This is a genomic window from Streptomyces sp. NPDC002520, from assembly GCF_053595235.1.
The window spans coordinates 101,700-120,057 of sequence record NZ_JBSFXG010000006.1 but is presented as its reverse complement, the minus strand read 5'-3'; the positions used below and the strand labels follow the sequence as shown (position 1 = coordinate 120,057).

16 protein-coding genes are annotated in these 18,358 nt (G+C 70.8%); 14 read left to right on the top strand and 2 right to left on the bottom strand.

Annotated elements, in window-relative coordinates:
* A complete protein-coding gene (locus ACWD5D_RS11780; protein WP_450704897.1) occupies positions 1-279 on the top strand; it encodes a hypothetical protein in 279 nt (92 codons plus the stop codon).
* Between the two features lie 183 nt (positions 280-462).
* Here the strand turns inward: ACWD5D_RS11780 and ACWD5D_RS11775 are convergent, their stop codons facing one another.
* Positions 463-2,211: a hypothetical protein gene (locus tag ACWD5D_RS11775; protein ID WP_450704896.1), complete on the bottom strand. Its 1,749-nt coding sequence runs from the start codon at positions 2,209-2,211 to the stop codon at positions 463-465.
* Between the two features lie 307 nt (positions 2,212-2,518).
* Here ACWD5D_RS11775 and ACWD5D_RS11770 point away from each other — a divergent pair, with 307 nt between their 5' ends.
* The 3 genes from ACWD5D_RS11770 (at position 2,519) to ACWD5D_RS11760 (ending at position 4,963) form a co-directional block, all read left to right on the top strand.
* Positions 2,519-3,079: a hypothetical protein gene (locus ACWD5D_RS11770; protein ID WP_432137211.1), complete on the top strand. Its 561-nt coding sequence runs from the start codon at positions 2,519-2,521 to the stop codon at positions 3,077-3,079.
* 67 nt (positions 3,080-3,146) lie between these two features.
* Positions 3,147-3,869 (top strand): hypothetical protein, encoded by a 723-nt coding sequence (locus ACWD5D_RS11765; RefSeq protein ID WP_450704895.1) that lies wholly within the window; start codon positions 3,147-3,149, stop codon positions 3,867-3,869.
* A gap of 77 nt (positions 3,870-3,946) precedes the next feature.
* Positions 3,947-4,963: an IS110 family transposase gene (locus tag ACWD5D_RS11760; protein ID WP_450704894.1), complete on the top strand. Its 1,017-nt coding sequence runs from the start codon at positions 3,947-3,949 to the stop codon at positions 4,961-4,963.
* 772 nt (positions 4,964-5,735) lie between these two features.
* Here the strand turns inward: ACWD5D_RS11760 and ACWD5D_RS11755 are convergent.
* On the bottom strand, positions 5,736-6,068 hold the full coding sequence (locus tag ACWD5D_RS11755) for a hypothetical protein (RefSeq protein WP_432137209.1): 333 nt from the start codon (positions 6,066-6,068) through the stop codon (positions 5,736-5,738).
* Between the two features lie 508 nt (positions 6,069-6,576).
* Here ACWD5D_RS11755 and ACWD5D_RS11750 point away from each other — a divergent pair.
* From ACWD5D_RS11750 to egtD, 10 genes are all read left to right on the top strand, one after another.
* On the top strand, positions 6,577-7,263 hold the full coding sequence (locus ACWD5D_RS11750) for a hypothetical protein (protein ID WP_450704890.1): 687 nt from the start codon (positions 6,577-6,579) through the stop codon (positions 7,261-7,263).
* 6 nt (positions 7,264-7,269) lie between these two features.
* On the top strand, positions 7,270-8,790 hold the full coding sequence (locus ACWD5D_RS11745) for a Y-family DNA polymerase (protein WP_450704889.1): 1,521 nt from the start codon (positions 7,270-7,272) through the stop codon (positions 8,788-8,790).
* Positions 8,783-11,929: an error-prone DNA polymerase gene (locus ACWD5D_RS11740; protein WP_450704888.1), complete on the top strand. Its 3,147-nt coding sequence runs from the start codon at positions 8,783-8,785 to the stop codon at positions 11,927-11,929. The genes ACWD5D_RS11745 and ACWD5D_RS11740 overlap by 8 nt, the downstream gene beginning before the upstream one ends.
* Before the next feature lie 181 nt (positions 11,930-12,110).
* Positions 12,111-12,569: a hypothetical protein gene (locus ACWD5D_RS11735; RefSeq protein ID WP_450704887.1), complete on the top strand. Its 459-nt coding sequence runs from the start codon at positions 12,111-12,113 to the stop codon at positions 12,567-12,569.
* Between the two features lie 154 nt (positions 12,570-12,723).
* Positions 12,724-13,407, top strand: coding sequence for a transcriptional repressor LexA (gene lexA, locus ACWD5D_RS11730; RefSeq protein ID WP_450704886.1), 684 nt, complete (start codon positions 12,724-12,726; stop codon positions 13,405-13,407).
* A gap of 166 nt (positions 13,408-13,573) precedes the next feature.
* Positions 13,574-14,467 (top strand): hypothetical protein, encoded by an 894-nt coding sequence (locus ACWD5D_RS11725; RefSeq protein WP_450704885.1) that lies wholly within the window; start codon positions 13,574-13,576, stop codon positions 14,465-14,467.
* A gap of 516 nt (positions 14,468-14,983) precedes the next feature.
* Positions 14,984-15,358 carry an SH3 domain-containing protein gene (locus ACWD5D_RS11720; RefSeq protein ID WP_432137202.1) on the top strand — a complete coding sequence of 125 codons (375 nt, stop codon included), beginning with the start codon at positions 14,984-14,986 and terminating at the stop codon, positions 15,356-15,358.
* A 224-nt stretch (positions 15,359-15,582) separates the two neighbouring features.
* Positions 15,583-15,972, top strand: coding sequence for a hypothetical protein (locus ACWD5D_RS11715; RefSeq protein WP_432137201.1), 390 nt, complete (start codon positions 15,583-15,585; stop codon positions 15,970-15,972).
* A 113-nt stretch (positions 15,973-16,085) separates the two neighbouring features.
* Positions 16,086-17,318, top strand: a complete 1,233-nt coding sequence (locus tag ACWD5D_RS11710; RefSeq protein WP_451372603.1) for an MFS transporter — start codon at positions 16,086-16,088, stop codon at positions 17,316-17,318.
* Between the two features lie 44 nt (positions 17,319-17,362).
* Positions 17,363-18,340: an L-histidine N(alpha)-methyltransferase gene (gene egtD, locus ACWD5D_RS11705; protein WP_450704883.1), complete on the top strand. Its 978-nt coding sequence runs from the start codon at positions 17,363-17,365 to the stop codon at positions 18,338-18,340.
* Positions 18,341-18,358: the final 18 nt, after the last annotated feature.

Sequence of the window (18,358 nt, the reverse complement as noted above, 5' to 3'; positions counted from 1 at the left end):
ATGCCCTCCGTCGCCCTTGCCGGTGAGCTCCACGCCGCACTACAGACATGCTTCTCCGACCACCTGCCCGCCTGGATCACTGATGCCTCACCCCGTTGCGGCACCAGCCCCGGCACCGCGTCCGACCTCAGCGACGACCAGGTGCAACAGCTCGCCGACCTCATCGCCCTCGTCTGGTGGGAATGCGAGCAGGCCGCGGACGAGCAGGCCGACCCGTTCACGGCCGCCTTCGCTGCCGCCTGCGCCCGTCACTTGAACACCACGCCGCCTCCGGCCTGACAGGCCGCGGCTGCGCGGCGCCGCCGGGGTGAGTACGAGCGCTCACGACCTGCCGCCCCGGCCTTCAAGGCGTGCGTCGGGCTCTCGCCCCCCGGGGCTTGCCTGCCGGACGTGATCGGGGCTCTCGCTTTCGGCTGGCCCGCAGCGCGGGCAGTGAAGCTCCACCGCGCCTGGCCGAGCGGGTCAGTAGCCGTAGCGGTACCGGTTCGTCTCCGGAGCGGTGTACGACTGCCACAGCGGATCCGCGGGGCGGGAGAACGCCCCGCCGGGTTCCCACCGGGGTGCGCCCGTCGCCGCGACCACCCGATGCATAGGCACAGGAAGGGGCGCGTGGCAGCCCGCCGCGCGGAAGTCGAGGCGATGCTCGCCCGCCGGGTGCACGGAGCCGAACAGGCTCGCCAGGAACGGGTCGGCGTCCCGGCGCCCGCACTCCACATCGAGCCTCACGTATTCGGAGCGGTAGGGGAGCAGCTCCTCCAGCAGGTCCGGCCCGCCGTCGCGCCCCGGAGTCCACACGTACTCGCCGCCGCGGAACAGTTCCCGTCTCTCGTAGCGCTTCTCCGGCAGGGGCGCGCTGGCCGCCGCCTGAGCCTCGCGCGCCTCCTTGACCTGCTGAGAGACGTTTCCGGATTCCTGCTCCGCGTCCCCGGGCAGGAACGGGAACGCCTTGCGCAGCAGGTCCTCGACTGCGCCCGGCTCCGGCTCGGTGCCGGAGAGAACCTCGCCCGCCTGGAACCGCGGCGGATCGAACCGGCTGATCCGCTCGTCCTGATCGGCCACCAGCTTGTCGACGATGTTCGCCGGCGCGGTGATGACCACCGCGTACGACGGGCCGGTAGCCGTCGTCTTCAGCACGCCCCCGTACCCGCCCTGCGGCCGGTATCCGTAGGGAACGGCCGGGCCGAAGCGCGGGCTCGCCGCCAGATAGGCCACGCCCGCATCACTGTTGTGGGTCAGCGGCCAATCGTTGATCAGCAGCAGCCGGGACGCGGACGCGCTGGCCTCTGCATCGAACTCCTCCTCCAGCCGCCGGCACGCCTTGGCGACGACCTTCGGCCACCAGACGCCCAGTTCGGCATCCGCCCACTGCGCCGGGGAGGTGAACTGCCCGCCGGGCAGGGTCGACTCGGGCAGAGCGGCCACGTCCCGCACCCGGCACTTCTCCATCAACTGACTGACCGCGGCATGGGCCACCCCGGCCGCCCGAGCCGCGCCGGCACCCCGCGATCGCGCCTGGAGCCACGCGGAACACACCACCGCCCGCACGTCGGCCGCCTCCCGGCTCCAAGGAAGACCACGGGAGACGGACGCGGGCCCCACTGCCGCACTGACCTCGGCGCAGGCCTCCAACTCCGGGGTGTCAGCGGCGCGGGTCACCGCCTCCTGAGCCCCGTTGAAGGACTCGATCCGGGGGCAGGCGTCGGCGCAACTGTCCAAGAACGACGCCCGGTCCGCCAGCAGCCGCCGCCAGGCGGCACGGAGCTCCGCCACATCGCCCGCCAATGACGCGTCCGCGGCCGCCCGGTCCAGCTCCCCTTCGACCAGGGCGTCTTCGACAGGGGCGAGCCGGGCGGCATACCGGGCGTACCCCAGCCACGTCCTCATCTCCTCCGCCCCGCGAACGCGCTCCAGTTCAGCGGCATGAGCCGCGACGAGTGCAGTCGTCCTCCACAGCACATCGGCGGCGTCGGGGAGCGTGACGTAGCAGCGCTTGCAGATCTCGCCGATCACCCCCATCAGCGGGAAGGGCTGAGCGAACTCCGGCAGTCCCTGGTGCCGGCAGCCGCCGCCGAGGCGGAAGCGCTTCTCGTCTCGTGGAAGGTGATACTTCGACCCGCCTCGGGTCAGCGTCACCTTCAGCTCGCGCAGTGCGGGCATGGCCACGCCCAGCAAGTCCAGGTCGTTCGCGCCGACGTGTGGAAGCCGCGCCATCGCCACCCCTCCGCGTCCTGATCGAGGAACGGCGAACCGCCCAGCCCTGCAGCCCCACGTACGTCCTCAAGCCTATCGGCCCCACTCCACCCTGAGACGCGTCGGCCAGCTCATGGCCGACCTTGGCATCGGCGACCGCTGGTGCGCCCTGGCCTCGGCGCCCGGCAGCAAGAACGCCTGCTCGAACTGTTCCAGCCAGGATCCCGACCAGCACCAACAACGACGCGCAGGACCCGGCGATCAACCCTCTCGCCGGGTCCTGCGCAGTGCGGCGTCAGCAGCTGCGGGCAGGCCCTAGGCTGCGTCTGTGAGGAACACCAAAGCCTTCAAGGATGCGGTCGCGCAGACCCTGACCGAGCTTGCCCGCCTCGGGGTAACGATGAGGTCCGGGGCCGTTGAGGACATCATCGAGGCCAACATCAGCGAGGTCGCCGCCCGGCTGCGCATCCAGGAACGGTCCGCATGGCGGTACTTCAACGCGGCGGGGCTGGCCGAGTCCATCGCCCAGCAGCACAGGGAGTTCGAAGCCTCCAGCGAGAGCGCCGGCGTGGGCGTGCCCCCCATGCCGCCGGTCGACAATCCCGAACTGGCCCTGATTCTGGCAGGCGTCCCGGATTCGCTCGTGCAGACCGGGGGTGACCTCTACGCGGTCATCATCAACGTCGCCGTGAACGCGTGGATGGCCGGCCACATCCACGGTGAGGACGGCTGCGCGGGCTGCGAGGGCAGTCGCGGCCCATCCGGCCATGACTGGAACGAGCGGATGAAGGCGATCACCGAGATGTCCCCGGACATCAGCAAGTGGTTCGACCGGGACCAATGGACTGCCGCCTTGCACGACAGCGGCTTCAGCATCGAACGTCGTTGACCTGAGGTTCGGTGACCTCATGGCCCAGCCCCGCCGTGCACGGCGGGGCCAAAGGTGAGGCACTCCGGTGACCGTGACGGGGGAAGGCGCGATGGCGACGAGGTTTGAGCAGGCCGGCCTGGTGCTGGGGCCGGTCGACGGCCGGTCGGCTGCGCTGTGCCGGTTCGCCGGTCGCCCTGGCGCCGAGCAGAACACGACTACCCTCGCCGTGGTCGACGCGGCCCTGGACTTCACCGAGAGACTCGAAGGCGTGGACGACGTCCGAGAGCTGATGGGGCTGTGGAAGCTGGCCCACGTGTGGGGCTACCCGCCGGTCTCCAACGTCGAGCGGCCTGACTTGGGTGCGGCAAACGCAGCGGTGGCAGGACACCTGCAGGAACTACTGGAGCAACTGGCGCCGGAGGAACTGCGGGAGTTGGGCATCGCGCTGTCAGTGGACCACGACATGGTCGCTCTGGCACTGGAACTTGTGGAGGAGGCCGCGGCCGGAAGTCGAGAGTTCCAGGCGAGGTCCATAGCGGAGTTCGAGGCCGAGAACCGGCTGAACGACGACCGCATCGGCGACGCCGTGGACGTGCTGCTACTCGAAGCCCCCGGCGCTTGGCCACCGCTGCAACGCGCAGCCCTGACGCTGTCCCTGGTGTGGGACGTCGCTGACCTGATTGCGTGCGCGGCGGAGCTGTCGACGGTGGACGTGCTACCCGTCCCTCTGCTGTGGCAGGCCTCCGGAGTCGACCACCTCTGTGCCAGCGCGCGCGTTCCCGTGCCGGGGGCTGACCTGACCCTATGAGGGCTGGGGCTTCCCCTTCCGGTGCGTTGGGAGCACCCTTCCCGTGGGGGAGCCGAGTCCGGGTCAGGAGGCCCGCGATGCAGGCTTACGTGGGTATCGATGTGCACCGCCGGCGGTCGCAGATCGCCGTCATGGACCAGGGCGGCCGGACGGCGGTGAACCGGAACGTGTCCAACGGCCGGGAGGGCGTGCTGGCCGTGATCGGAGACCTGCCGGTGGGCACGCCGGTGGCGTTCGAGGCCGCGTTCGGCTGGGGCTGGCTGATCGAACTGCTCCAGGACTACGGCTTCGAGCCGCATATGGCGCATCCCTTGCAGTGCAAGGCGATTGCCTCGGCCCGGCTGAAGAACGACAAGGTTGACGCCGCGACCCTCGCGCATCTGCTGCGCTCGGATCTGCTGCCGGAGGCGTGGATCGCTCCGCAGGCGGTGCGCGAGCAGCGGGCCCTGCTGCGCCACCGTGCCCAACTGGTGCGGCTGCGCACACTGCTGCGCAACCGAATCCACGCGGTGCTGGCGCACCACGGCTGTGACCGCCCGTCCGGCTGCTGGAGCGGCCCGGGCCGGGACTGGCTGGACGGGCTCCCGCTGCCGGCCGCCTCCCGACAGGTGGTGACTGACCTGCTGGAGAGCATCGACGCACTCCAGGTGGTCATCGACCGGGCGGACACCGCCCTGGCCCGGACCGCGAAGGCGGATCCACGGGTGAAGGCCCTCACCAAGCTGCCCGGCATCGGCCTGCTCACTGCAATGATCATCGTGGCGGAGGTCGGAGACGTCTCCCGGTTCCCCTCGGCCCGCAAGCTCGCATCCTGGGCCGGACTCACCCCGACCGTCCGGGGCTCGGACCGCACCGTGCGCTACGGCCACATCTCCAAGCAGGGCGACCCGTGGCTGCGCTGGATCATGAACGAGGCAGCCCAGACCGCCAAGCGTTCCCCGCAGTTCGCGGCCCACTACGAGCAGATCGCACACCGCCGCGGCAAGAAGATCGCCACCATCGCGATCGCCCGCAAACTCCTCACCCACGCCTACTACCTGCTGCGCGAGGCCGAGGCCGCGCAGCAGCCCAAGGAGCCGTGCACGGCAGGATGACAACCACCCCCGATGGACGGGACACCAAACCCCGGGCGAGCTCGGAAATCAGCATGAGCAGGCTATGCCGCGCTCGACGACCTGAATGAGCAGCCCGGCCCCCGAAGGAAGGTCATGATCCTGCCCGGCCCGGTCGGGATCGAATGGGTGCGTGCGAGTCCTCTCCGCATGACCACACACCGGGGGACCATGGCCCGGATGCCCCGTCCACCAGCATCAACAGCCCGGTGTGCACGGCTATCGCCCACCGGGACGGGCTGGCACACGCCTTGACAGCCCCAGCCCTCATGGGTGCTGGTGTGGGCCAAGGTCGACCGACGGCCGTTCGACGGACGCCCGCTGTGGAGCCAGGCCGCGGCTGTCGAACTGTGGGGATGGTCGCTTGACTGGCAACGCGCGGACGGCTCACCCGTGTTCTACAAGGCCGGCAGCGCCCCGAGTACGGCCGCCGCACGCTGGCGAGCCCAATGGGCAACGCAGAACCTGCTCGCAGACCCATATCGGGCCAAGAGCCCCATGACGGATGATCCGCTGATCATTCCACGCTGAGCATGAGGCGGGCGAACGTTCCTCATCGAGACGGACGCCATCCCGCCTGTCTCAACCGCGGAAATGATCCCGAGGACGGGACGGTCCCCGAGGGCAGCTCCAAGGTGCCACAGGGAGAGATGGCCGGCCCGCAGGGCGCGCTACCTCGTTGCCTCCAGGGAGGCGACCCGCGGCGAGACGGGTCGCGCCGTACATCCGGGCCAATCGCAGCGCAGCGCCCTGACTATGCCCGTGTGCTGCTGAAGGCGTTGCCGTCGCCGGTGCGGCGCAGCTCGCCGGTTTCCTCCAGGCGGAGAACGCATACGGCCAGGCGCATCGCCTCACGGACCGTGGTGATCATGAGCAGCTCGCCGAGTTCCTGGAGCCGGGCCGGGGCGCCGGAGACCGTGTGGAGCATCCGGCGAACGTCGTCGTTGTAGCGGTGGGAGGCGTCGATGTCCTGCTCGGTCAGCATGTCCCGCCATTCGAAGCCGTCGCTGGCCGGTGTGTAGCTGCTCAGCTCGGACCAGTCGTGTTCGGTGGGCGGGGTGTCCAGGCGGAGCGCGTGGAGGCTCATGGGGCATTCCTTCCGTGGCGGATGTGAGGCAGCGCTGGGATCCGGTGCGCTGAGCGCAGCCGGTTGAGTGCGTTGCGATCCTCGGCCCGTGAAGGGCCGCCACGGCAGGGGCAGCCTGCCGCGGCGATTGTAGCGGCGCTGTCCGGCCCCTGTGGGGGCTTCCACCACGACGAGAGTCCCGCGGCGGCAGCCCTGCTGGGGCTGCCCGGTCTCTCCGCTCGCGGTCCTGGGTGAGAACCCGCGGCCTTCGCCGGTGACGGACAGGCGCTGACCACCTCGTGTGACCGAGGGTGGTAGTTGGCAATACACGCGTATATCTGTGCAGGTCACGGGCGTGCAGAGAACGATGGTTGGCAGACGCAGGCGGGCGCGTTGGCCGTCGGCGACGCAGCAAGATTCGCCAACTACCGCGCCCCATGTGCCACCTATGAATCTCGGTCACACCTCGATCGAGTGACGGCGAGCTGGCTGACTTGAATTAATCGCACGCCTATTCGAATATCTAGGTATGGGGCGACCGGCGGCGATCGAGGAGACGGAGAGCGGTGCCGGTTCACCGGCGAGTTCTCTGCTGGCGACGCTGCTGCCAGGCGGCCGAGTCCGGGCGGGCACCGCGGTCAGTGCGGGCGGGGACATGCCGCTGCTGCTCGCCCTCGCCGCCGAGGCCTCCCGCAGCACGCCCGGCTGGGCCGCGGTGGGACTGCCCCAGCTGGGTGTCCTGGCAGCTCAAGCGGCTGGGCTGGACCTTGCGCACGGCATGCGAATCGACAGCCCGGGCCGGCAGTGGGCGCAGGTCCTGGCCACCGTCCTCGAAGCCGTCCCCGTCGTGATGACCGGCTCGCTGGATTCGGTACCCGACCGGGTTGCCCGCCGCCTGGCGGCCGTGATGCGCCGCAGCGGCTCGGTCCTGCTGTCGGCCGGCGACTGGCCGGGTGCGGACACGCGGCTGCAGGTGGTGGCCTCCTCATGGGAGGGCATCGGCCAGGGACATGGGCTGCTGCACGGGCGGCGGGTGACGGTGGCCGCCGCCGGGCGCGGGGCCGCGGCCGCGGCCCGGCACGCCGAGATGTGGCTGCCCGGCCCGAAAGGCGCCATCGCCCCGCTGCTCACCGAGGACGGGCACGCACCTGCGGCTTCCGCGGCCCCCGCGATGCGGGCGGTCGGGGGACGCGCGGGCCTGCGCGTGGTCGGGTGAGCAGCTGTGGCAGGCAGAGTGGTCGTGGCCTGGGTGCCCGATTTTCCCGTGATCGCCTGCGGCGGCCAGGACGGCGAACCGGTAGCCGTCGTCCACCGTGACGCGGTGGTGGCCTGCTCCCAGGCTGCGCGTACAGCCGGGGTGCGGCGACGGATGAGGCTGCGGGTGGCGCAGTCCCGCTGCCCCGGTTTGCGGGTGGTCGAGCGGGACCTGGCCGCCGAAATACGCGTGTTCGAGCGGGCAGCTGTTCACCTGGAGGGCACGGTGATGCCGCGCCTGGAGGTCATCAGGCCTGGCCTGCTCGCCGCGCCGGCCCGCGGCCCGTCCCGCTACTGGGGCGGCGAACAGGCACTGGCCGACCGACTGGTGGACGCCGTCGCCGAGCTCGGCTGGCCGGCCCGCGCGGGCATCGCCGGCACCGTGTTCACCGCGGCGCTCGCCGCCCGCAGAGGCGAGATCGTCCAGGTCGGCGGCGATGCCGCATGGCTCGCCCCGTACCCGGTGGGCGTGCTGGGTCTGCCGCGGCTGGCCGAGCTCCTGCACCGCCTGGGCATCCGAACGGTCGGCGCGTACGCCGGTCTGCCCGAGGACAAGGTCCAGGCCCGGTTTGGCGCCGAGGGAATGAACGCCCACCGCACGGCGCGCGGCCTGGAGCTGAGGCCGCTGACCGTACGGACCGGCACCGGCGAGCACAGCGTGGCCCACACCTTCGAGCCCGCCGAGCAGCGCCTCGAGCCGGTGGCGTTCGTGGCCAAGGCCCTCGCCGAACAGCTCCACGAGCGGCTCGAGGCCGCCGGCGTCGTCTGCGCCCGGCTGGAGGCGGCCGTCGACCTCGCCGACGGCCGTACGCGGTCGCGGCTGTTTCGGCACGAAGGCCGGCTGTCCGCGCTCGCGGTCGCCGAGCGCGTCCGCGGCGTGCTGCAGGCCTGGACACAGGACGGCACCCTGGACGCGGGCGGCGAGGGCGGCATCACCCGTCTCGTGCTACGGCCCGAAGAACTGACTGTCGCCACAGGCCGGCAGAGCGCGCTGTTCGGTGACCGGCACACCCCGGAGGAGATGGAACGGGCCGCCGCCCGGGTACAAGCACTGCTCGGCCACCACGCCGTCGTCCGCATGGAGACTGGTGGCGGCCGCGGACCCGCCGACCAGATCACACTCGTCCCGTTCGGGGACCTCGCCCCTCGCCGTCCGGCCGACGGACCATGGCCCGGACGCCTGCCCGCTCCACACCCCGCCGCCACCTTCCCCCGATGGCTGCCCGCCGAGCTCGCCGACGGCGCCGGCCAGCCCGTGACCGTCTCCGGCCGCATCGACATATCGGCCGCACCCGCCCACCTCACCGTCGAGGGACGCCGGACAGCCGAGGTGACCGGCTGGGCCGGGCCCTGGCCGGCGCTGGAGCAGTGGTGGGACCGCGAGTACGCCCGCCGGATCGCCCGCCTGCAGATCACCACCGCCGACGGCCACGCCTGGCTGCTCGTCATCGAACACGGCCGCTGGTGGGCGGAGGCCCACTATGGGTGACGCCCACATCCTCCGCTTCCCCACCGCCGACAGCAGCGGCGACGGGCCGGGATGGGCCGAACTCCACGTCCACAGCAGCTTTTCCTTCCTCACCGGCTGCTCCCAGCCGGACCAACTCGTCGCCGAGGCGGCCCACCTGGGCATCTCCGTCCTGGCCGTGACGGACCGGGACGGCCTGTACGGCGCGCGGCGGCTTGCCACGGCTGCGGCACCGGCCGGGATCGGCACCGTCTACGGCGCCGAGCTCACCCTCAGCGACCCGGATCTGGGCACCCCGGTGGTCATCGCCCGCACCGTGGAGGGCTTCCGGCTGCTGTCCGCGGCGATCACCGCCGGGCAGATGGCCGGCGCCAAGAACGCCCCCGCCTACGACCTGAACATGCTGGCCACGGCCGCGGGCAGCGGCCAGTGGACGGTCCTGCCCGGCTGCCCGGCCCCCGACGCCGACCGGCGGGACGTCACCACGGTCGCCCACCGCCTCGGACGCCTGACCGACGTCTTCGGCGCCAACAGCGTCGTCGCCGAACTCACCGACCACCACCTGCCCGGCGACTCCGTAGCCAACGACGTCACCGTCGTCGCCGCCCGACGCCTGGGACTGCCGGTCGTGGCGACCGGCGCCGTCACCTACGCCACGCCCCGTCAGGCCCGGCTCGCCCAGGCGCTCGCCGCACTGCGCCGCCGGGAAACCCTCGACCAGGCGGCCGGCCACCTGATGCCGGCCCCGACCGCCCACCTGCGCTCCTACGAGGAGATGCGGCACCGGATGGCCCGCTACCCCGGCGTCGTCGAGGCCACCCTTGAGCTCGGCCGCGCCTGCGTGATCGACCTCGGCGAGCTGCAGCCCCAGCTGCCCGGCGCCCCGACACCGGCCGGGTTCACGGAGGACTCCTGGCTCAGGTACCTCGCCGAGCGGGCATGCGCCGCCCGGTACGGAGACCGCGACGACCCCGACCCCGAGACGCGTGCGGCGTGGAAGCAACTCGACCACGAGCTCGGCGTGATCAAGACGTTGGGCATGTCCGGCTACGTGCTCATCGTCCACGACATCGTCCAGTTCGCCGTCGGCCGCGGCATCTGGTGCCAAGGCCGCGGCTCCGCGGCCAGCAGCGTGGTCTGCTACGTCCTGGGGATCACCGCCGTCGACGCCCTCAAGCATGGCCTGCTCTTCGAACGGTTTCTCAGCGCCGAGAAAGCCGGTCCGCCCGACATCGACATCGACTTCGAGGCCGGCCGCCGAGAGGAGGTCATCCAGTACGTCTACCAGCGCTACGGGCGCGACCACGCCGCGATGGTGGCCAACGTGATCTCCTACCAGCCCCGACTCGCCGTCCACGACGCCGCCAGGGTCTACGGCTACCCGGCCGCCCAGATCCGGGAGATGACCCGGCACATCCACCACACGCCACCCGGCCCCGACGTCGACCTGCCCGCGGAGGTGCGCGACCTCGCATCCCAACTCCACACCCTGCCGCGCCACCTCGGCATCCACGTCGGCGGCATGGTCCTGACCCGGCAGCCTCTGGGAGAGGTGATGCCCCTGGAATGGGCCACCGCCGAAGGCCGCTCAGTGCTGCAGGGGGACAAGGATGATGTGGCCGAAGCCGGACTTATCAAGATCGACTTGCTCGGATTGGGGACCTTGGCAGCCCTGCACACTGCTTGCGATCTGATCGCCGAGCACTACGGCGTACGCCTGGACCTCACCTCGATCCCGCCCGACGACCCGGACGTCTACCGCATGATCGCCCGGGCGGACACCATCGGCGTCTTCACCGTCGAGTCCCGAGCGATGATCAGCACCCTGCCCCAGCTGCGCCCGGAAAACTTCAACGACCTGGCCATCGCCGCCTCGATCATTCGGCCGGGCCCGATCATGGCCGGCTCCAAGCACCCGTTTTTGCGTCGCCGGCGCGGCGAGGAGCCGGTGACCTACCCCCACCCGCTCGCCCGTCGCGCCCTGGAGAAGACCCTCGGCGTCGCGCTCTACCAGGAACAGGCCATGCAACTGGCCATCGACTGCGCGGGTTTCACGCCCGGCGAGGCGGACCGGCTGCGCAAGGCGATGGCCGCCAAACACGCCCCGGAGAAGATCGCCGAGCTGCGCGGCCGCCTGCAGGAGGGCATGGCCGCCAAGGGCATCCCCGCCGAGGCCGCCGAGAAGATCACCGGCATGATCGAGGCCTTCAGCGACTACGGCTTCCCCGAGAGCCACTCGCAGTCCATGGCCCACATCATCTACGCCAGCGCCTGGATCAAGCTCCAATACCCGGCCGCCCACACCGCCGGAATCATGGCGAACCTGCCCATGGGCTTCTACGACGTGCAGACCCTCATCGAGGACGCCCGCCGCCACGGAATCACGGTCCGCTCCGTCGACGTGACCGCCTCCGGCGCGCACGCCACCCTTGAACCCGACACGGAAAACGGGCAGATGGCCATCCGCCGGGGCCTGACCAGCGTCACCGGGCTCAGCACCGACGCCGCCACCGCGGTGGTCGAGGCCCGGGCGGAGCAGCCCTTCGACGGCCTGGAGGACTTCGCCCGCCGCACCCGGCTGCCCGCCCGCGTGATGGAACAACTCGCGAGCGCCGGAGCCTTCGACGCCTTCGGTGACCACCGCCGCACCGCACTGTGGGCGGCCGGAGCCTTCCCCCGCACGACCCAGCCCTACCTCCCGGGCCTGGGCACGCTGGCCCCCGCACCCGAGCTGACACCGATGACGAGCACCGAACGCACGTCCGCGGACCTGGCCACTACCGGGGCCAGCGCCACCAGCCACCCGGTGAGCCACGTCCGGCCCCACCTCGAGCGCCGCGGCGCCGTGGCAGTCGCCGACGTGCGCGCCCTGGCCGACCAGACCCGCGTCCGGATCGGCGGCCTCGCCAAGTACCTTCAGCGCCCGCCGACCGCGAACGGGATGGCCTTCGGAGCACTCGAAGACGAGACCGGAATGGTCAACCTCGTCTTCTCCCCACCCGTATGGGAGCGCACCGGGCGCACCGTACGCGAAGCCCCGGCCGTCGTCCTCGACGGACACGTTGAGCGGGCGCACGACGCAGTCAACGTCATCGTTCACAGCGCGGAAGGCCTCATCATGCCCACGCCGACCGCACGGCGCCGGCAGTTCGGGAGGTGACCCCCGTGCTCCCTCCCGAAAACCGGCACGCGGCAGCGGCAGGGGCAAGGAGCTGCGCAGCCGCCCGCGCCGTACGGCACATGCGCGGGTCCGGTGACTGCGCAGGCGCGCTCCGCAGCGATGTCAGACCTACCGCATAGATTTGTCACACACATGTACGAAGCGGAAAGGCGGTCGCGAGGTGAGCCCGCACGAGGTACAGGACCTGTGCATCGAGATCCTGACCAAAGGCCCTGATATCGCCGAGGCGGACAGCTGGAGCACCAGCACCCGCCCCAGCGGACTCGTGATCACCTACAGCAGCGGCGCGCGACTGTGGACCGCTCTCACCACGGCCGGCGCCCTCGCTTCCGACCGCGTGCGAACAGACTCCGTCCCCGCCGCACCGCCCGTTCCGGCCCTCTACGACAGCGCCGGCAAGATCAGTCCACGGCGAGCCGAACTCCACCTGGCCGCCGTCCTCATGGGCGGACACACCCCGGAGATCACCAGCGCCTACGCCTACGCCAACCCCGCACGGCACCCCGGAGTCGGGCTCTACCTGGCCGACGGATCTCGCGCGTTCCTCCCCTTCGTCTTCACCGCCGCTGCCGGGAAGAACCCAGCCCGCACCCCCTTCACGATCGACACCACCTTCTGAGCCCGCGCACAATCCGAAGACCCGGCGCCGTACCCCCCACGTCAGCGGCGGACCCGCACACCCATCGCCGGAGACGGCCAGCGAGGACCCACCGCACCGCTGTCAGCACCGGCAGATACGGTCATTCCGTGTAGATCATGAAGGGGGACTGTAGGTGAACACGGGCAGAACGCTCGATGCCGACGACCCGGCGGGCGCGTGTACCGGAGACGACGGCCTGACCGACCGGCAGCGGAGCATCTGTGATTGCATCGCATCGTCGATCGAGATCAGGGGCTATCCGCCGACGATGCGCGAGATCGGCCAGTACGTGGGGCTGTCCAGCACCTCCTCCGTCGCGCACCAGCTGCGGGCGCTTGAGAGCAAGGGCCATCTGCGACGCGACCCGCACCGTCCGCGCTCCTACGTTCCCACCGGATCCACCCACCCCCGCACCGAGCAGGCCCCGCCCCAGACCGCGCCGGAAGCCGTGGACGTTCCCCTGCTCGGCCGGATCGCCGCCGGCACACCGATCCTGGCTGAGCAGGAAGTCCTCGACGTGCTCATGCTCCCGCGGCAGCTCGTCGGGGGAGGGGAACTCTTCGTCCTCAAGGTGACGGGCGACTCGATGGTCGACGCGCACATCGCGGACGGCGACCAGGTCGTCGTCCGCGTCCAGCCCGATGCGGAAACTGGCGACATCGTCGCCGCGATGATCGACGGATCGGCCACCGTCAAGAGGCTCAGGAAAGACGGCGCAGACCTCTGGCTGATGCCCGAGAATAGGGCCTACCAGCCGATCTGCGGCCGAGAAGCCGTGATTCTCGGCAAGGTCACCGCAGTGATGCGGCGCCTGTAAGGCCCGGGCGGAACGGGCCCAAAGCTCCGGGGCGGGAGGACAAGGCCGTGACGGTCCCGCCCCGGCCCGCCGTTCAAGGGTGACAGCAGCTCGCCGTTCGGCGTTCACTGAATCCATGGGTTACAGCGCTAGCCCCATAAAACGTCCGCGGCGCACGAAAGCGCAGGTGGAAGGGCTCCGCGCCGAGCTGCGCGCCGTCGCGGAAGCGGCTCAGCCCTGCAGCGCCCGGCACATCTACTACCTCGGCATCGGACGCCTGTGGGACAAGGATGCCGGCCGCTCCCGGCGGAACTACGCCGTGGTCGTCCGCGAACTGGGATACATGCGCGAGCGCGGGCAGCTTCCGTGGGAATGGATCACTGATGGCACGCGCCTCGTCCGCCAGGACGAGCAGTACGACTCCGTCGAGGACGCCCTGGCGCACGCCACCCAGACCTACCGGCGCAACCTGTGGACCTCTCAGCGCCGACGCGTCGAGGTCTGGTGTGAAAGCGACTCCGTCGCCGGCGTCCTCCTGCCGGTCACCTCGGCCTGGGGCGTGGGCCTCTACTCCTGCCGCGGTCAGTCCTCCAAGACGTTCGTCCACGAAGCGGTCGTCGACTACCTTCGCCAGTCCAAGGCGTTGAGCATCTGCTTCATCGGCGACTGGGACCCAAGTGGCCGCTCCGTCCCCCGCTCCGTGGCCGAGCGGATGGAGCGCTACGGCAACGGCGACCTCGACCTCGACTTCCGGCAGATCGCCGTCACCGCCGCAGACGTCCGCTCGGGCCAGTTCACCAGCCACTACGTGAACACCGCCGACGTCAACTTCAAGCGCTACCACCAGGAGTGCCGCAGCGAAGGCATCGACCCGCACACCGCCGTCGAAGTCGAAGCACTCAGCCCGGGCCTGCTGCGCAGCAGGCTCAGCGACGCCATCGAGACCCTGGTCGACGACGTCGCCGCGTGGAACCTCCTCGCCAGGACCGAGGCGGCCGAACAAGAACTCCTGCAGAACCTGCACACCCGCGTTCGCGCCGCCCTGCGCCCCGACCCCGCCGACGACGCACCACCGTCGTGATCAAGGACCCCTCTCCCATAAGGCGGCAACGATAAGGGCGGCAGAAACCGGCGGCCGGGGCTCGACCCGGTCCTCGCCGAGTCCGGAAAATGCGACCCGCGCAAGCACCTCTCCACCCGCAGTTCTCAATGCGCCTTCCTGTACACCCGGCCCGATCCTGGCGCAGCCACCCCACATACCTGACCCGGCATTTCCCTGCGCGTAAATCCACGTGCGCAGCACAGTGCCGCCGGTCTGTCCGCCCCGACCGGCGCGAAATGCAGCGAGTCCGAGGCACTCCACAGCGGGTGCCGGAAATGAGCCGATTCATTCCAGTCGCTCGGCAGTTGTCCAGGAGGATCAGCGCTTCCTGCGGCCGGTCTGCGGTCTCGGAAATCCGCGGAACTTATCCACAGGCCGATTCTTCTAGCTTTTCGGGCGTGTGCTTTCCGTCGCCTCGACGAGGTCAATTCCTTTGTCCTGCCGCGGCATTCGGAAAGCCACTGGGAAAACTGTTCCACGCCCAGGAGGAGAAGAATGCAGAGCAGGTTCATAGGCCGCGCCGGCGTCGCAGTCGCCACGATCGCGATGGGCGCCGCGGCGTCCCTGGCGGCCGCCCCGTCCGCCCTCGCCGCTCCCGCCAGCGCACCCACTCAGACGCTCGCCGCCAAGAACACGTGCCCCACCTGGACGGTGACCGGAAACGGCGTCAACTTCCGCACCGGGGCGGGCACCAAGTACCGGGCCATCGGCCAGCTCTACCGCGGTGATTCCGGGACGAAGATCTCCAGCAGCGGCTCCTGGATCAAGATCAAGCTCGACCACAGGTCCAAGACCGGCCTGAAGAAGGGCACGACCGGCTGGGTCACCAAGTCGTACCTCGAGCAGTGCGTCTACATGCAGCTGGACTGATCAACTCCAGCCAGTCGCTGCACACCTGAACTCCCGGCCGGGTTCCACCCCCGGCCCGGCCGGGGCTGGCAGACGACGCCCATCGCCCTGGCCTCGTCGCCCTCATGACCATCTTTCGCCGGCGGCCCCGCCGCGGCCCGCCTCCCGCCCGCCGTGCTCCTCAACCGGCATCCCGCGGCAGGCACCGCTTCCCCCCACCCGCGATGAAAGGAATCACGCACCTCATGCGCACGATGCCCCGATCCATCCGGCGTTCCCTCCCCATCGCCCTCGGCGGCGCACTCACCGTCGCCGCGCTCGCCACCACTCCCGCCTCCGCAAGCTCCGGCTGGTGGACCTCCCAGGAGGCCCGCGCCGAGGGCTTCTACAACAGCGTGAACGGCCACGTCTACGCGAACGACCTTCGCAGGGACGGCTACAGCGCGCTCACCCAGGTCCGTACCGCGAGGAACGGCTACTTCGTCGTCGACGTCACGGACAAGCTGGCCAACAACCAGGGCAGCTGGAAGACGCCGACGCTCTACCGGGGCGTGGTCTTCAAGATGAGGGTCTGCGTGGTGAAGAGCGGCCAGAAGCCCACCAAGTGCGGCGCCTGGCACCAGTTCGAGAGGTAGGAGCCGTTCCTGCCCCTGGTCCCGGGATGGCCGCGTGCCCCCGGGGCCCCGGCCGGGCTCCGCCTGGTCCTTCCGCAAGCGTCAGGCCACCCGCAGCGCACTGGAGTGCCACCGTGCACCGCTCCGTCACGACCGCGGCCCCCGAACCCACCGCGCCGCACACCCTGCCGACCGTCGTCCGCTATCGCGATGTCCTGCGTGTCCCCCACGCAGCCCGGCTGCTGATCAGCACGCTCATGGGCCGGCTTCCCTCCGGGATGGCGCCGCTGGCGATCGTCCTGACGGGCCCGGGCGACGGCGGATACGGCACCGCAGGGATGCTGGCCGCCGTCTACCTGCTGGCCAACGCGGCGGGAGGTCCTCCACTCGGACGGCTGATCGACCGGCTGGGGCAGACCCGTGTGCTGACGGTGAGCGCACTGGTGGCCGGCGCGGGATTCGCCCTGATCCTCGTCGACGACGCTCAGATGCTGGGCGCGGTGGTTGCAGGACTTTCCCGGCCGCCGCTCGACGCGACGCTTCGCTGTCTGTGGAAGCCGCTGATGCCGAGCCGCGAGCATGAGCGCGTCGCGCTCTCCCTGGACGCCGCGACCCAGGAACTCATCTACATCGCCGGACCGCTCCTGGCGGCAGCAGTGGCCTGGGCGACATCCGCACAGTGGGCGCTCCTCGCGACGGCCGCGGTGGGGCTGGCGGGGACGCTCCTGGTGGTCACCTCGCCCCCGTCGCGCGCGTGGAGGCCGACGCCGCGCACCGCGGACTGGCTCGGGCCTTTGCGCTCGGTCGGCCTGCGTCGGCTGTACGCGGCGATGGTGTGCGCCGGAGTACCGATGGGCGCGATCGTCCCGGTCGCGGTACAGACCGCTGACCGCTGGCAGGCTCCGGAGCTCGCCGGTGCGCTGCCCGCCGTCGTGTCCGTCGGCGCCGCGATCGGCGGCCTCGTCTACGGCACCCGCTCGTGGCCGGGTTCGGCCTCCAGGCACCTGACGGTGCTGTGCGCCGTGTGGGCGGCGGGCTGGCTCCCGCTGCTGGCCGCCACAGGCCCCGCGACGGCGGTCGCCGCCGGCCTTCTCCCGGGGGCCGCCATGGCTCCCCTGCTGAGCGCCGCCTACCTGATCACCGGCCACCTTGCACCAGACGGGACCACCACCGAGGCCGGAGCACTCCTGGTGGCCGCGCTGGACATCGGCTGCGCCGTGGGCACGGCGGTCGCTGGCACCGACCTCGGCCTCCTGCTCCTGCCGGCCGGCGGCACGGCCGCCTTGATCCTGCTCGCCGCCCGCCCCATCGCGTACCGACCGCTCCTCCCACCGACCGCCTCGGCGGAAGCCCGGAAGACCTCATGACCGCCCAACCGCGCTCCATGTCCCCCGTACGGAGGGCCGACTCGATGACAGCACCCACCCGCACCACCGAACCCGCTCACCTCGCCGCCCTGCGCGCGGACGCCGTCCGGGGCCTGACCTCTGTGCCCAAGACCCTCCCGCCGAAATGGCTCTACGACGAGGCCGGAAGCAACCTGTTCGAACAGATCACCCGGCTGCCCGAATACTTCCAAACACGAATAGAACGGGCCCTCCTGTACAAGGTTGGCGCGGACATCGCGGCGATCACCGGCGCCCGGAGCCTGGTTGAGCTGGGGGCAGGCGGATCGAGCAAGAGCCGGGCGATCCTGGACGCCTTGGCCGCGACCGTGACCACGTACGTGCCCGTCGACGTGAGCCGCAGCGCTCTTGCGCAGGCCGCGCCCTCCCTCGCGGCCGCCTATCCCGGCGTTTCGATACGGCCGCAAGTCGCAGACTTCACGGCCCCTTTGAACCTGGAGGAGGTGGGCGGCCCGCGGCTGACCATGTTCCTCGGCGGCACGCTGGGCAACCTGCTGCCCGCCGAGCGCGCGGAGTTCTTCGCCTCCTTCGCCGCCCAGCTCGCCCCACACGACCACCTGCTGCTCGGCGTCCACCTCGTCACGGACCCACAGGTGATCCGTCCGGCCTACGACGACGCGGCCGGCATCACAGCTCGGTTCAACTTCGGGATCCTGCGCCGCCTCAACAGAGAGCTGGGCGCCGACTTCGACGTCGACGCCTTCGAGCACGTCGTGCACTGGGACACGGCCAACGAGTGGATCGAGATGCGATTGCGCTCCCGGCACACACAGACCGTGACCCTGCGCGATCCGGGTCTGACCATCCACTTCGCCGCCGGTGAGGACCTGCGCACGGAGGTGTCCGCCAAGTTCCGTCCCGAGACGCTCGCCCGAGAACTCCGGGCCGCCGGGCTGGAGCTGAGCGAATTCTGGACCGACCGCGACCGCCTCATCGGCCTCGCGCTCATCGCCCCCGCCCCGGTTTCTCCCCCGGCCGCGTGAGAGACGTCCGCGTCCGCT

What these genes read in the sequence shown, in the direction of transcription:
- ACWD5D_RS11780 (WP_450704897.1), top strand. Translation starts at nt 1, where the DNA reads ATGCCCTCCGTCGCCCTTGCCGGTGAGCTCCACGCCGCACTACAGACA.
- ACWD5D_RS11775 (WP_450704896.1), bottom strand. Translation starts at nt 2,211, where the DNA reads ATGGCGCGGCTTCCACACGTCGGCGCGAACGACCTGGACTTGCTGGGC.
- ACWD5D_RS11760 (WP_450704894.1), top strand. Translation starts at nt 3,947, where the DNA reads ATGCAGGCTTACGTGGGTATCGATGTGCACCGCCGGCGGTCGCAGATC.
- ACWD5D_RS11755 (WP_432137209.1), bottom strand. Translation starts at nt 6,068, where the DNA reads ATGAGCCTCCACGCGCTCCGCCTGGACACCCCGCCCACCGAACACGAC.
- ACWD5D_RS11750 (WP_450704890.1), top strand. Translation starts at nt 6,577, where the DNA reads ATGGGGCGACCGGCGGCGATCGAGGAGACGGAGAGCGGTGCCGGTTCA.
- ACWD5D_RS11740 (WP_450704888.1), top strand. Translation starts at nt 8,783, where the DNA reads ATGGGTGACGCCCACATCCTCCGCTTCCCCACCGCCGACAGCAGCGGC.
- ACWD5D_RS11720 (WP_432137202.1), top strand. Translation starts at nt 14,984, where the DNA reads ATGCAGAGCAGGTTCATAGGCCGCGCCGGCGTCGCAGTCGCCACGATC.
- ACWD5D_RS11715 (WP_432137201.1), top strand. Translation starts at nt 15,583, where the DNA reads ATGCGCACGATGCCCCGATCCATCCGGCGTTCCCTCCCCATCGCCCTC.
- egtD (WP_450704883.1), top strand. Translation starts at nt 17,363, where the DNA reads ATGACAGCACCCACCCGCACCACCGAACCCGCTCACCTCGCCGCCCTG.